The sequence below is a fragment of the Psychrobacter sp. ASPA161_6 genome, assembly GCF_051970285.1.
GTDB lineage: Bacteria > Pseudomonadota > Gammaproteobacteria > Pseudomonadales > Moraxellaceae > Psychrobacter > Psychrobacter glaciei.
On sequence record NZ_JBEFNJ010000001.1, the window covers coordinates 868,147 to 883,037 of the forward strand.

General features: G+C 44.3%; 11 protein-coding genes. 4 read left to right on the forward strand and 7 right to left on the reverse strand.

Annotation, left to right across the window (positions count from 1 at the left end):
• Positions 1 to 65 precede the first annotated feature (65 nt).
• Positions 66 to 836: an IclR family transcriptional regulator gene (locus ACTQ9T_RS03590; RefSeq protein ID WP_352309366.1), complete on the reverse strand. Its 771-nt coding sequence runs from the start codon at positions 834 to 836 to the stop codon at positions 66 to 68.
• A gap of 329 nt (positions 837 to 1,165) precedes the next feature.
• Here ACTQ9T_RS03590 and ACTQ9T_RS03595 point away from each other — a divergent pair, with 329 nt between their 5' ends.
• From ACTQ9T_RS03595 to ACTQ9T_RS03610, 4 genes are all read left to right on the forward strand, one after another.
• Positions 1,166 to 2,632, forward strand: a complete 1,467-nt coding sequence (locus ACTQ9T_RS03595; RefSeq protein ID WP_010198637.1) for an NAD-dependent succinate-semialdehyde dehydrogenase — start codon at positions 1,166 to 1,168, stop codon at positions 2,630 to 2,632.
• Positions 2,633 to 2,767: 135 nt separating this feature from the next.
• Positions 2,768 to 4,030, forward strand: coding sequence for a 4-aminobutyrate--2-oxoglutarate transaminase (gene gabT, locus ACTQ9T_RS03600; protein ID WP_440464093.1), 1,263 nt, complete (start codon positions 2,768 to 2,770; stop codon positions 4,028 to 4,030).
• A gap of 360 nt (positions 4,031 to 4,390) precedes the next feature.
• Positions 4,391 to 5,833 carry an APC family permease gene (locus ACTQ9T_RS03605; protein ID WP_010198643.1) on the forward strand — a complete coding sequence of 481 codons (1,443 nt, stop codon included), beginning with the start codon at positions 4,391 to 4,393 and terminating at the stop codon, positions 5,831 to 5,833.
• Positions 5,834 to 6,251: 418 nt separating this feature from the next.
• Entirely contained in the window at positions 6,252 to 6,485 is a 234-nt protein-coding gene (locus ACTQ9T_RS03610) for a hypothetical protein (RefSeq protein WP_440464094.1), read from the forward strand.
• 240 nt (positions 6,486 to 6,725) lie between these two features.
• Here ACTQ9T_RS03610 and ACTQ9T_RS03615 read toward each other — a convergent pair whose 3' ends face one another.
• The 6 genes from ACTQ9T_RS03615 to ACTQ9T_RS03640 all read right to left on the reverse strand — a co-directional run bounded on the left by ACTQ9T_RS03615 (position 6,726) and on the right by ACTQ9T_RS03640 (position 14,774).
• Positions 6,726 to 8,099 (reverse strand): NAD-dependent succinate-semialdehyde dehydrogenase, encoded by a 1,374-nt coding sequence (locus ACTQ9T_RS03615; protein WP_440464095.1) that lies wholly within the window; start codon positions 8,097 to 8,099, stop codon positions 6,726 to 6,728.
• Between the two features lie 83 nt (positions 8,100 to 8,182).
• Positions 8,183 to 9,310 carry an agmatine deiminase gene (gene aguA, locus ACTQ9T_RS03620; RefSeq protein ID WP_440464096.1) on the reverse strand — a complete coding sequence of 376 codons (1,128 nt, stop codon included), beginning with the start codon at positions 9,308 to 9,310 and terminating at the stop codon, positions 8,183 to 8,185.
• 52 nt (positions 9,311 to 9,362) lie between these two features.
• Positions 9,363 to 10,244: an N-carbamoylputrescine amidase gene (aguB, locus tag ACTQ9T_RS03625; protein WP_440464097.1), complete on the reverse strand. Its 882-nt coding sequence runs from the start codon at positions 10,242 to 10,244 to the stop codon at positions 9,363 to 9,365.
• 120 nt (positions 10,245 to 10,364) lie between these two features.
• Positions 10,365 to 11,858, reverse strand: coding sequence for a Na+/H+ antiporter NhaC family protein (locus tag ACTQ9T_RS03630; RefSeq protein WP_010198659.1), 1,494 nt, complete (start codon positions 11,856 to 11,858; stop codon positions 10,365 to 10,367).
• Positions 11,859 to 12,052: 194 nt separating this feature from the next.
• Positions 12,053 to 13,429 carry an NAD(P)/FAD-dependent oxidoreductase gene (locus ACTQ9T_RS03635; RefSeq protein ID WP_440464098.1) on the reverse strand — a complete coding sequence of 459 codons (1,377 nt, stop codon included), beginning with the start codon at positions 13,427 to 13,429 and terminating at the stop codon, positions 12,053 to 12,055.
• A 1-nt stretch (position 13,430) separates the two neighbouring features.
• Complete coding sequence (locus ACTQ9T_RS03640; protein WP_189581276.1) at positions 13,431 to 14,774, reverse strand: glutamine synthetase family protein; 1,344 nt, start codon at positions 14,772 to 14,774, stop codon at positions 13,431 to 13,433.
• Positions 14,775 to 14,891 lie beyond the last annotated feature (117 nt).

The window sequence follows — 14,891 nt, forward strand, 5'->3', positions numbered from 1 at the left end:
ATATCCTCAATTTAAACGGCATCGATCAAATGCCAAGTTAGCTTTTTGATTTTTTGCTCAAAAAGCTAAGCCAAATTCTCCGCCTTAAAACCCAAACGCTGTTCAATTTGTTCAGCCAATTCAATCAGCACAGCACTCACCTCAGCATACTTAGACTCGTATTCTGCCTGCAAAAAGCTAACCGCCATACCTGCAACGGCATTGCCTGAAGCATTGCGGATATAAGTTCCCAAACAGTACATACCTTCGCGTAATTGCCCGTCATCGAGTGAAATACGACTGTCATGAATGGCGCTTAACTCAGCAGATAAGCTTACAAAGTTATCGACACCATTTGGTGTGAGCGGCTGAGGAAAGATACCTTCATACAAAGATTCGATGGTTTGCATTGAGAGCGTAGATAACAGCGCTTTACCAGTCGCTGAAAATACTGCCGGTACGCGCACACCAGCACGGAAGGTAAAACCAAGCGGGGCAGGCGTTTCGTGACAAGCTAAAAAAACAACTTCGCCCAAGTCCAATTTAGACAAGGTTACAGTATGTTGTAGCAAAACAGGATGTTGGACGATGAGGTCTTTAAATAACTGTATGACACCTTGCTGCTGCTCATACTTGCCAGCCCAATACATCAAATAGGAGCCTAAGTGAAAGCGGCTGTCACTATCTTTATAGATGACATGCTTGCCCAATAAGCTTTGCAATATATTGTGGGTTGAGCTACGCGGCAGTTTTAATTGCTTAGCGATATGAGCGGCAGTCAAGGGTTGTTGACTTGCCGTAATTAAATCTAAGATTTGAAAAGTTTTGTCCAATGCTGGAACGGCTGTTGTGCTCATAAGTTGCCTATCAGAAAGTAAAAATAGAAATAGTGAAGATAATATTCAAAATAATCTTAATAAAGGTTGCAAAGAGTGGCGCATCATTCTTATAATGATGTCTCATATATAGAATTAACGTTCAGTATATTGAACAAATTACAGATGAGCAATAATTATTACTGACTGACCGTTTTGATTTTATTCTCCTGTAATGAGCTGCTTAACAATGGATGGTGTTGCCGTATTTTTAAAATGGCATCGTTTTTAGTTTTCACTTTGAATCGCCACATTGTTCAATAGCTTACTCATAATAAATGCGCAAATCACGACCAACATGGAGTGTTACGATGCCAAAAAATACGCTAACCCTATCAAATCCAGATTTACTCAAACAATCTTGCTTCATTAAAGACGGCTGGCATGCTGCTAGTGATGACGCTGTGCTTGATGTAAACAATCCTTTTAACGGCGACCTCATCGGTACCGTACCAAGTCTCACCACAGAAGATGTCAACGAAGCCGTTGCTTATGCTCATGACGTCCAAGCGGATTGGGCAGCAAAAACAGCCAAAGAGCGTGCAGAGTTATTGCAAAAGTGGGCTGATCTAATCGATGCCAATAAAGAAGATTTGGCCATCATTATGACCGCTGAGCAAGGCAAGCCGCTGACTGAGTCACGCGGTGAAGTGGGTTATGCCAACAGCTTTATCCGCTGGTTTGCCGAAGAAGGCAAACGTGTCTATGGCGATGTGATTCCTGCCAATAGCACACAGCTACGTCACGTCGTCCTTAAGCAGCCAGTCGGTGTTTGTGCCGCTATCACGCCTTGGAACTTCCCAGCGGCGATGATCACGCGCAAAGTTGCTCCTGCACTAGCAGCAGGCTGTACGATTATCGTCAAACCTGCTACTGAGACACCATATTCTGCATTGGCGCTAGGCGTATTGGCTGAGCAAGCGGGTATTCCAGCTGGCGTCATTCAAGTAGTGACTGGCAAATCTTCGGTCATTGGTGAGATCTTAACGGGTGATGCCCGCATTCATAAATTGTCATTTACAGGCTCTACAGAAGTAGGCCGTACGCTGATGGCACAATGTGCACCGACTATCAAAAAGCTATCGTTAGAGTTAGGTGGCAACGCGCCATTTATCGTCTTTGATGATGCCGATCTCGAAAAAGCTGCTACCGGCTTAATCGCTTCTAAATATCGTAATGCTGGTCAGACCTGTGTCTGCGCCAACCGCGTATACGTGCAAGACAGCATCAAAGATAAATTTTTAGACGTCTTTGTCAAAAAAGTCGCTGAGTTGAAGGTCGGTAACGGTTTAGAAGAAGGCGTCGATATCGGCCCTCTTATCAACAAAAAAGCGTTAGATAAAGTACAAGCCTTGCTCAAAGATGCGCTGGATAAAGGGGCAAAACTGGTCACTGGCGGTAGTGTCAACGCCGCTTCAGAACTGACTTATAACCCAACGGTTATTACAGATATCAGTAGTGATATGGATATCGCCTCTGAAGAAATCTTTGGACCGATTGCGACCATCTTTACGTTCAAGGATGAAGCAGAAGTTATTCGTGCTGCTAACGATACTATTTATGGCTTGGCCGCTTACTTCTACAGTAGCGACTATGCACGCTCATGGCGCGTTACCGAAGGTCTGGAGTATGGCATCATCGGTCACAATACTGGTTTGATTTCTACCGAAGTTGCCCCATTTGGCGGCGTCAAGCAGTCTGGATTTGGCCGCGAAGGTTCAAAATACGGTATCGAAGACTATGTCACGACCAAATACTGGTGTTCTGATATCAGCTAATAACATTGGGATGTTTTTGGTGCTTTGAGAGAAGTGCTCTTTGATATCCCTCGCATATTTATTAAATCGCCCATTATTACAAACCGCCAATCCCTAAATGGCACTTATGTTACGAACAAAGAAAAGGACATTTCTATGACGACTACCAATCAATCATTACTTGAGCGCCGCAAAGCTGTTTTACCAACAGGGTTGGGTGTTGCCTTTCCTATCTTTGCAGAAAGAGCAAAGAACTCAGAAGTTTGGGACGTGGAAGGCAATCGTTATATCGATTTTGTTGGTGGTATTTCAGTATTGAACACCGGTCACAGCCATCCAAAAATCACCCAGCGTGTCCATGAGCAGCTCGACAAATTTACCCATACTGCTGCACAAATGATTAACTATGAATGCTATGTTGATTTGGCTGAAAAGCTGTGTGAAAAATCCCCTATTAGCGGTGATACCAAAGCTTTCTTTTTAACCACTGGCGCAGAAGCGGTAGAAAACTGTATCAAGATTGCTCGTGCTAAAACCCGTCGTCCAGGCATCATCTCTTTCGTTGGTGGTTGGCATGGTCGCACCATGATGTGTATGAGCTTGACTGGTAAAGTCTTGCCATACAAAAAGAATTTTGGCCCGATGCCAGGTCCTGTGTTTCATGCGTTGTTTCCAGCAGAAGAGTTGAACGTCACCGAAGCACAAGCGCTACATAGTCTTGAGATGATTTTTCAAGCAGATATCGATCCTAGTGAAGTGGCTGCGATGATTATCGAGCCAGTACAAGGTGAGGGTGGTTTCCATCAAGTGACACCATCATTTGCCAAGTCTTTACGTGATATCTGTGACGAGCATGGCATCGTCTTGATTTTTGATGAAGTACAGTGTGGTTTTGCCCGTACGGGTACGTTGTTTGCCACTGAGCAATTAGGCGTTGAGCCTGATTTGATGACTGCTGCCAAGAGCTTGGCAGGTGGTTATCCTATCTCTGCGGTCATCGGCCGTGCTGACATCATGGATGCTCCGCAAGTAGGCGGCTTGGGCGGTACTTATTCTGGCAATCCACTTGCTTGTGTAGCAGCGCTTGCGGTCATGGAAGTCATCGAAGAAGAAAACTTGCTTGAGCGAAGCATTGAGATTGGTGACAAAATCGAAGCTTTCTTAAAGGATTTAAACTTAAGCAGTATCGGTCATATTCGTCATAAAGGTGCAATGCTAGCATTTGAATTGATCGATAGTGAAGGCAAGCCTGATGCCGCAGCCGCAAACAATCTGAAAGCAAAATCATTTGAGCAAGGTTTGCTACTAGCGTCTTGTGGTATGTATGGTAATGCCATTCGTGTGATGGTGCCATTGACGGTTGAAGATGAAGTATTGCAAGAAGGCCTTGATATCATTGGCGGTATATTAACGGCTTAATAAGTATTGAGCCAATAGTTGATAGAGCAGCAAGATTGCCCCTATGGCACTCGCTTTGAGTACATTTTTTACAACGGCGCCTTGCAAGTCAAGACGCCGTTGCTGTCTCTGCTATTTGAATATCGAACAAATAGTGTAGTCAAGGAATTTTAGAATCGCTACAAGGCGACCGACCGCAGATAGTACACTGAGTACATCTAGGGCGGGTAACACCGTAGCGGTTTAAAAGTGCTCTGACTATACGTAACAGCTTGGATCAAAAGGTATATATGATAATTATGATGGGTGCTATCCCACTAAACAAAACATAGTGTGGCCGTAAAGGGTTAACACGGATGACACACAGACAAGGAGCAAGTTATGTCTGAATTAAAAAAAACGTTAGGGACGCTAGATATTATCGCCTTAGCATTTGGTGCTATGGTTGGCTGGGGCTGGGTGGTTTTAGCTGGCGGCTGGATTTTATCTGCCGGTACGTGGGGCGCAATGCTGGCGTTCTTTATCGGTGGTTTGGCAGTGATACTGATTGGTGTGACTTATGCTGAGCTGGCGGCCTCCATGCCGATTACGGGCGGTGAGCATACTTATACCCATCGAGCGCTTGGGGTAAATGTGTCCTTTATTTGCTCATGGAGTATTCTATTTGGGTATTTCTCAGTGGTCGCCTTTGAGGCGGTTGCCTTGCCGACAGTCGTAGAGTATTTTATCCCCAACTATAACCAAGGCTATCTCTGGACGATTGCAGGTTGGGATGTCTATGCTACTTGGGTAGGCGTCGGGATGTTGGGTTCAATCATTGTAACTTGGCTCAATATTCGTGGTATGGAAGTCAGTGCGTGGTTCCAAAAAACGGCGGTATTGGGCATTTTATTCGTTGGTACGTTACTGTTCATCGGTGCCGTCTTATTCAATCCTGAGAGTTCAAATTCGATACAAGCGCCAGCCTTTATTGGCGGTGCCGCAGGGGTCATGGCTGTTATCGTGATGGTACCCTTTATGTTTGTGGGCTTTGACGTCATTCCACAAGCAGCAGAAGAGATTGATTTGACTCGTCCTAATATTGGCAAGTTTTTGATTCTCTCTATCGTTGTTGCAGTGATGTGGTATGTGGGTATCGCTTGGAGTGTGGGCACGACTTTACCACTTGTACAAGCAGAAAACTCAACCCTCGCTACTGCTGATGCGATGACCAATGCATGGCAAGGAAAATGGGCAGGTATCTTGTTGGTTATTGGCGGTGTACTGGGTATCTTGTCAAGCTGGAATGCTTTCTTGATCGGTGGTAGTCGTCTGCTTTATGCCATGTCAAAAGCACGTATGTTGCCAGCCTTCTTAAGCAAGCTGCATCCAAAATATAATACGCCATCAAATGCAATCTTATTAATCGGTGGTTTGGCGACACTAGCGCCATTGTTCGGTCGTAAAATGCTGGTGTGGATCGTAGATGCAGGTGGTTTTGGTATCGTTATTGCTTATACCTGTGTGGCGATATCATTCTTAGTTCTACGCTACCGCGAGCCTGATATGGTACGTCCATTCAAAATACCCGCAGGCAAGCTTGTCGGTATGGTCACGATTGCGCTCAGCATTGGTATGTTGATGTTGTATATGCCAGGTATGCCATCGGCACTAACCGCTATTGAGTGGTGGATTTTCTTTGGTTGGACTGTTTTAGGTATTGCATTATATGGCTATGCAAGAGTGAAATATCCAGGCATTAGTGAGTCGATTATGGCAGAAGAGCTGCGTGAATTAAAAATTGTCAATCAATTGTGGTTAAAAGACAATCCACCTAAGCGCTAAGTTTTTCGATAAGATGTTTTTTCATCAATGATCACTTAACAAAAAGCCTAACATTAAATGTTAGGCTTTTTTATGCTGTCCCATCCTAGAATGAGTTGATATATTTAGGACAGTATAAATTAGCTTAAAGTCGTTTTCTCTTCTTTATTAATTAGATAGTAGTCTTAGTTATTTTTTTGTAAATAATGAGCTATAGCCAATGAAAAGCAATATCGATACATCATGCACTGCTGATATCAATTTTTCTTGCTTGCTGTGCCTGCGCAGACAGAGGCTACGAAAAATTGATATCAGCAGTGCCGTAGCGTTTTTAGGGTGTTTTGACTATAGCGTAATATTCGTATATTGACATCTAATGATAAATAAGTAAAATAGCTTACTCTTGTTTACTTTTATCATTGTCATGGAGGTTAACTATATGATCAGAAGTGGAGATAAACTAAAATGTACCTGTGGTAACGATTTTTTTGTAGAAGGTTCGGTTTATACTGTCGGTAATATTATAAGCGATAGGTTTTTCCAAATAAATATTGGTGCGAATGATGAGCATTGGTATGCAACAAAAGACAGTGAAGGGATATACGTTCGCTTTAATGAAGAAGGCCATCTAGTAAATGATGCTTTTTTCGCTTTAGAAAAATATCAGTACTAGCTTTTTATTGGGAAAGCTATGAGATTCAAGCGTCAGACGATTGATCGAAGTATTGCTACTGGCTGACACCATAACTAATGAGCAACAAGACATTTTTCTAGTTTTTGGCAGTGTGCTCGACATCGCATCATCTAGCTATGTAGAGACAATTTAGCATAGAAATAATGAATAAAAGTTTTCCAACAAAAAAGGCCTAATATCGAATATTAGGCCTTTTTTTGGAATAAATTACTCTGTCGATTAAGACTTATCACGAATCAACTTATAGTTTAAAAATTCAGTGATACCAAGGGTACCAAGCTCGCGACCAAATCCAGAGCGTTTAACGCCGCCGAATGGGGTATTGGCCTCACTACCAGAAGGCGCGTTGATAGTCACCATACCGACATCTAATTGCTCAGCAATCTCTGCTGCCAATGCTGCGTCCTGAGTTTGAATGGAAGCACCTAGACCAAATGGTACGTCATTGGCAATTTTGATAGCATGCGCAATGTCATTCGCTTTGTAGATAACGGCGACAGGACCGAATAGTTCCTGACGATAGACATCCATTGAGTCATCAACATCTGCCAATACCGCAGGGGCAAACCAAGCACCTGGCTTGTCTTTAACGATGCCACCCTCGACTAATACCGTTGCGCCGGCTTTGACAGCACTGTCTAACTGCTCTTGCAAATTGTTTGCTGCCGCCTTCGAAGACATCGGGCCAATGAAAGTATCTTCATTTTGTGGATCAGCTAGGGTCATGCCACGTACGGCGTCGGTAAAGCCTTTAACAAACTGGTCGTACACGCTTTCGACGATGATTAAGCGTTTAGCAGCATTACAAGCCTGTCCAGTGTTACCAAAACGACCTACGATTGCACCTTGTACGGCCTGCTCGATGTCAGCATCCGCCGCAACGATAAAGGCATCAGAGCCACCAAGCTCTAAAACGACCTTTTTGAGGGCGCCACCAGCTACTTTTGCAACCGCTTGTCCTGCACGTTCAGAACCTGTCAACGAGACGCCTTGCACTCTGGTGTCTTCAATAATAGTCGCTGCTTGATCGTTGGTAGCGAAGACATTGTTATACACGCCATTAGGTAAGCCGGCGTCTTTTAGAATATCAACGATAACTTCTGCGGTGTTAGGGCACTGCGGCGCATGTTTTAGGATAATGGTGTTACCTGCCATCACGTTTGGTGCCACAAAACGAGCTACCTGATAATGCGGGTAGTTCCATGGCATGATGCCAAGTAAAACGCCAACTGGGAGCTTTTCTACTGAGGCTGAACCGTCTGCAACATCAATTGTATTTGGTGCTAATAGTTGCTCACCGTTATCCGCATAATAGCGATAAATTTCAGCAACCAGTTGGAGCTCACCCTTTGCTTGTGCGAGAGGCTTGCCCATTTCGTTGGCAACGATACGTGCTAGCTCATCTTGGCGCTCAATATAGATGTCAGCTATTTTATTCAATAGTGCACTACGTTCGCTAAGCGAGGTCTTTTGCCAGTCTTGATAAGCATTATTTGCTTGCTCAATAGCGTTTTGGATATCTTGTTCAGTGGCGGTAGGGTAAGTGGCTTCTACTTCACCAGTGGCTGGGTTATTGACTTGATAATCGCTCATAGTTATGTCCTTTTTTAAAATATTATTGGGTTCAAAATCCATTTGGGTCTATATTTTTATGCGAGTGCTTTTGGTTAATACTTTTAGTTGCTACTTCTAATTGATGGTTTTGGTTGCTGCTGCGTAATGCAATGAATATTGCCGCCACCAAAAACAATCTCTTTCGTTCGTACTCCCACTACCTGATGTTGAGGAAAGACTTTTTCAAGCTGCTCGATGGCGAGTGCATCATTTATATCATCATATTGCGGTACGATGACAGCGTCATTACAAATTAAAAAATTGGCATATGAGGCAATACAGACGTCACCCGTTAAGCGTGGTTTGGCATCATCAGATTGTTCAATATCATAATGTTCAGGCAAGGTGACAGAGTTCTTGGTACAGCATAGCTTATGGATTTTTAAACGTCTGCTTTTTGCATCAGTCATATTAGATAGCTGCTCATAGGCCTTTTGCGTGGCTTCATAAAACGGATGCTTAGGGTCGTCAGTAAACAAGCAAACCACTTCACCAGGGCGCGCAAAGCAAGCGATATCGTCAATGTGACCTGTAGTCTCATCAGGATCAATACCGTCATCAATCCACAGCACTTTTTGTATATTAAGATAAGCTTTTAGCTTATCTTCAATTTGAGCTTCGGTTAGGTGCGGGTTACGCCCTGGGCTTAGCAGACACATGCGCGTAGTCAGAACGGTGCCTTCACCATCGACGTGAAATGCGCCGCCTTCCATGACAAAGTCATCCGTTCGATAGCGTTTGATATCTAGATGGTCACATAAGCGTTCAGCCAGCTTATCATCGTCATCCCACGGCGAGTATAGTCCATCATAGTCGCCGCCCCATGCATTAAATGTCCAATCACAAGCGCGTAGCTCACCTGCTTCATTGATTAAAAATGTCGGGACAGTATCACGCGCCCAAGCATCATTGCTGGGTATGGATATGACGTCGATATCAGCAGGTAGACTATCGCGGCATGATTGATAATCATCAGGATTGACCAATATGCCAACCTCACAAAATCTGTTGATTGCCAGTGCAACATCAGCATAAGCTTTCTGAGCAGGAATGGCTTGCTGTCGCCAGTTATCAGCACGGTAAGGCCACACCATCCATATTTTTTGTATCGGCTCAAATTCTGCTGGCATGTAAAAGCCGTCTTGTTGTGGTGTTGAGCCAGTGATTAATCGGTTCGGTAATAATGACATATAGAGCACCTTATTTGACGATAGCGCGAGTGAGCTTGCTTGTTAACAAACCTTATCCATGAGTCAACAACGTGCCATACATCGATGGACGACGATCACGAAAAACGCCCCATTGCTGACGTTCGATAGCCAGTTGATCTAAGTCAAAAGTTGTACTAAGCATCTCTTCTTTATCTTTAGATGCTTCTTGTATAATCTCGCCACGACCGTCGGTAATAAATGAGCTACCGTAGAACGCCATGACGCTATCGTTTCCGTTATCGTTTCCATTTTGAGTAATCGTCTCAGTGCCAATACGATTGGCTGCTACGACTGGCATGAGGTTAGCGGCAGCATGACCTTGCATACAGCGCTGCCAATGACCTTTTGAGTCGATGTCCAATGTTGGCTCATCACCAATCGCAGTCGGATAAAACAGTATTTCTGCACCCATCAATGCCATGCTACGAGCGCATTCAGGGAACCATTGATCCCAGCAAATACCGACACCGATTTTGGCATACTTGGTTTGCCAAACCTTAAATCCTGTATCGCCGGGGGTAAAGTAAAATTTTTCGGCATAAGGAATGCCATCTGGTATATGCGTTTTACGATAAGTGCCAAGTATCTCGCCATCGGCATCAATCACGGTCACGCTATTAAAAAAGGTATTGCCTGATTTTTCATAGAAGCTAATCGGTAATACCACTTCTAATTCTTTAGCCAACTGTTTGAAGTGATTGATGGCCGCATTATCCGCAACTGAAGTCGCCAGCTTAAAGTAATCAAAGTCATGAATTTGGCAGAAGTAGGGCGTCTCAAATAACTCTTGTAGCAAGATGATATTGGCACCCGCTTTGGCGGCTTTAGTGACCAACTCAGTTGCAGTGGCGATATTTTGTTGTATATCCCAACCACATGCCATTTGAGTCGTAGCAACGGTAACATTTCGCATGATCTAAATCCTTATCGTATTTATTAATGAGTACCATATAAAAGGCTTGTTTTGACTGATTAACGAACCATCTCTCATTGCCCGCTAATCAATGATTACAATAATAGTGCTAAGGTTGGCTTAAGCCATCATATAACCCAAGCCTAAGAAGGTGACGACGGATAAGCCCGCACCGAGCATGGCATAGGGGAACTGGGTAAAAGCGTGCTGCATGGGGGAGCAGCCAGCCCCTTGCGCGGCAAGTAGCGATGAATCACTAAAGAAACAAGCATGACTACCAAATGAAGAAGCAGATAACAATGCGCCAATCATAAGTGGGGTGCTAACGCCTAGAGCGAGCGATATTGGAAAGACAATGGGCATAGCAAGGACATATAAACCCCAGCTTGATGACGTGGCAAAAGTTAAGAAAGCCATGACGGCAAAGATGACGGCAGGGAAAATAATAATCGTCATATAAGGCGTGATAGCCTCAATCACATATGAAGTCATACCAAGCTCATCATTGATGGCTTTTAAGAAAAAACCACCGATGACAGTTGAGAGTGGATAAAGCATGACTTTGAAGCCTTTGAAAATGGCTTCAACTTGCGTCTCAAAACTTAAAATTCCTTGCATCCAATAGACAACGACGGTCACAAAACAGGTCAGTAATGCACCGCGTAATAGATCGACTTCGAAGTAGACCGTAGAGACAATCAGTAAGATCATTGGGAAAGCAAAGTTTGCGATATTGGCTTTGAACGATAGCTTACGTTTGGCTTGGACGTTTGAGATCAGTTGCTCTTCGACAAAAGCTTCAGGAACAGGATTACCGGCTTTGGCACGTGCCTCGGCTTTTTTCATCGGACCCCAGTCACCCAAAATGCCATACGCCACCAAGAATACAATCAAAAGTGCAAACCAAGCATACGCCATATAAGGAATCGCGCTGATATAAAGCCCGATACCTTCACCATCGCCAGCCACGCCGTTTTCTTCTAAAAGACCTGCAAAGTAGACTGCCCAAGTAGAAATAGGCACGATAATACACATCGGTGCGGCGGTTGAATCGACGATATAAGCAAGCTTTTCACGAGAAACGTTATAGACGTCAGTGAGTTTTTTGACGGAGGTAGATACTGCTAAGCAATTCAAATAGTCATCGATAAAAACCACCACGCCCAAAGCAAAGGTGGCCAATAATGACTGACGGCGCGACTTAATGATTTTTTGTAGCCATTCACTAAAGCCATCTAGACACCCACTAATCTCCAGCAGTTGAATAAGACCACCCATCAGACCACAGACGAGAACAATCCAAATAATGGTCTCATTACCCAGCACCATCGACATGTTGTCTGCAAAAGGGGAGACCAAATCAAAAGGATTGAGCATTACGAGGCCCGCGACACAGCCTGCGATCATGGATTCAAATGGTCGCCTAGAGACAATAGCAGTGACTAATACCAATAAGGTTGGTAGTAAAGATAAGGCACCCCAAGATTGGTCTGGGGCACGGCTGGTAGATAGCCAAGCAAAAGCCAGATAGATAACGACGGCTACTATGACGGTGAGAAATACTCGCTTATTATGATACTGTCCTTCGACCGCATCATTGAGCTTCATGTTCATATTTACGCTCCCTGTAAAACCTCATTGTTTTTTAAACAAGCTCTATTCTATGGTTGACGTGCGACAGACAGTAACGAATCAACTTTCTATCGCGCCCCATCACAACAATCCGTTGCTATGATAGGTCAATGTAACGACCGCTTTTAAAATAAAAACACTCTGTTCAATGTTTATCATTCAAGGCTTTTATGCGTTTACATGCCAGTGGTATCTTTTAGCGCATACCACCATGAGCCCATAACCGAGTAAGGGACTCGCAGCGCTCGACCACCTGGGAACGGAATCCAAGGAATTTGGGCAAAAGCATCGAACTCTTTGGTTTTACCATTGATGGCATCAGCCAAGATTTGGCCAAATAAGTGCGAGCCTGTCACGCCATGACCACTATAACCATGGGCGAAATATACTCGCTCATGTAGTTTGCCCATTTGTGGTACGCGAGAAAAAGACAAAGCAAAGTTCCCACTCCACGCATAGTCGATTTTGACATCGCGTAACTCTGGAAAAATCTTATTCATGTTTGGTCTGATTTTAGCTGTGATATCAGCGGGGTCTTGACCACCGTATACCGTACCGCCGCCAAATAACATGCGCTTGTCTACTGAGAGACGATAGTAATCAAGAATATAGCGAACATCTTCGACACAAACATCAGTTGGGAGTAGCTGGTCTGCTAAATTACCCAGCGGCTCGGTGGCGATAATCTGAGTCGATACAGGCATGACACGGTCAGTCAGTTTAGGGATAACTTTATTGAGATAGGCATTGCCGCATAGCACCGCTTGCTTACAAGTCACGGTGCCAAACTCGGTAATGACTTTGATAGCATCGTCAGCATACTCAATATCGACCACTAAGGTGTTCTCATAAATGGTGCCGCCGCCTTGCTCAATGGCCGCCGCTTCACCCAATGCAAGGTTTAGTGGATGAAAGTGTCCACCGGAGTGATCGATTACGCCGCCTACATAAGCATCTGATTTTATATGCTCTTGGATACCATGCTTATCGAGCATTTCCCGATCATGCATACCGTGGCTTTCCCACAGTGCATGCGTCTCTTGCAAGTCTTTTAGCTGTCCATTATTTAATGCCGCAAAAATATTTTTTTCTTTGAGATCGCAGCTGATATCGTAGTCGCGGACAAAACGGCGAATGATTTTGCCACCACGGGTCACGAGCTGACCGACGAAGTTTGCATTTTCTTGACCATAAGATTTTTTGATCTTTTGCAGGCTAGCATTTAGACCGTTGACGATTTGCCCGCCATTGCGACCTGATGCGCCCCAACCAATCTGCGCACCTTCAAGGACAACGACTTCGTGGTCGGTTTCAATGAGATGCAGAGCAGTTGATAGGCCACTGTAGCCGCCACCCACCACACAGATTTCTACTTGAATGTCATTTTTTAGCGTCGGTCTATCAGGCTTTGGATTACGACTGGCAGCATAATAGCTATCAGGATATTGCCCTTTGTCTGAATAATGCGGGATGTTGCGTGTGTTATTAGAAGGTGGGTTTTGGTTCGTTGCCATGTTGCTATTTGGGTTGCTATTCGAGCTGCTATTTGACATATCAAACATCCTGTAAATAGGTGAGGTATTCAAGGTTGGTCACTTGCTGAGCAAAGCGTTTGGCTTCTTGCTTTTTGACCGCGATCAACAGCTCAATCATCTCGCTTGGGAACAGCGAATCAATGATATCACTGCTTTCAAACTGACGGATGGCTGAGAGCCAGTCTAGTGGCAAGGTCTTAAGTTCTGCTGCATTGTAAGTGATGCTATTAATGGGCTCAGGCGCTTCCAGCTTGTTTTCGATGCCATACAGCATGCCTGCCAGTACCGCGCTACAGACCAGATAAGGATTGGCATCTGCCCCAGAGACACGGTGCTCGATACGTCGCGCTTTTGAGTCACCACCAGGGATACGCACGGCTGCGGTGCGGTTTTCATAACCCCACGACACATTGTTTGGCGCTAGCGTACCGGGTGTAAAGCGGCGATAAGAATTCACATGTGGGGCAAATAATAGAGTGCAATCTGACATGGTCTTTAGCAGACCAGCGACCGCGTGACGCAACATATCTGAGCCTTCCTCTGATCCATCATCGAAGACATTATTGCCATCTTTGTCTAATAAGCTGCAATGCACATGAAAGCCATTACCAGACTGTAGACCAAAAGGTTTCGCCATGAATGTCGCGGTGAGCTTGTGACGAGCTGCCACGGCCTTGACCACTTGTTTAAATAAAATCGCATCGTCAGCAGCTTTTAATGGGTCGTCCACATGTAATAAATTGATTTCAAATTGACCACAACCATTTTCGGCCAGTGCTGCATCAGCAGGAATATCGAGTTTATTGCATTGCTCATAGACTTCATCTAAGAATTCATCAAATTGCAATAAGTCATTGATACTTAAAATAGAAGTTTTATTCAGTCTTAATCCACTTTTGGGGCGAATGGGGGGCTTAGGTGTCTCTCCCTCGGTATAGTCAACCAAATAAAATTCTAGTTCGGTTGCCATCACTGGCGTCAGTCCCAATGCTTTGAATTTTTTGCTGATATAGTCCAAAACATGGCGGGCATCACCGTAGTAAGGCTCATTGTCTTCGGTATATAACCAAATAGGTAGCAGCGATGAGGGTGCACTGGTATTGAGAAGCGGATAGGCAGCACGGCCAGTTGGACGGGCAATGGCATCGATATCACCATTACATTGGGAAGACTCGATAACATCCGCACCCCATATATCGACACCCAAGATTGACAGAGGTAATCGGATTGCCCCGTTTTCTGCTTTTTCCATTTGATCAAAAGGGATGCGCTTACCACGAAGCAAGCCATTGATATCGCCTGCTGCAACATAGACGTATTCTGTGTTGTGTGCAGATTTGACCATTCCATTGGTTGTCATCATGTCTATTCTTCCTATGAATTTTTAGAATTGCTGGGTTTGTTGCTGCTACATCTTTGCTATTAGGTCTGAATGCGCTGTTAGTGATATTTATAACGAATACTTAATAAATAAGCGTTT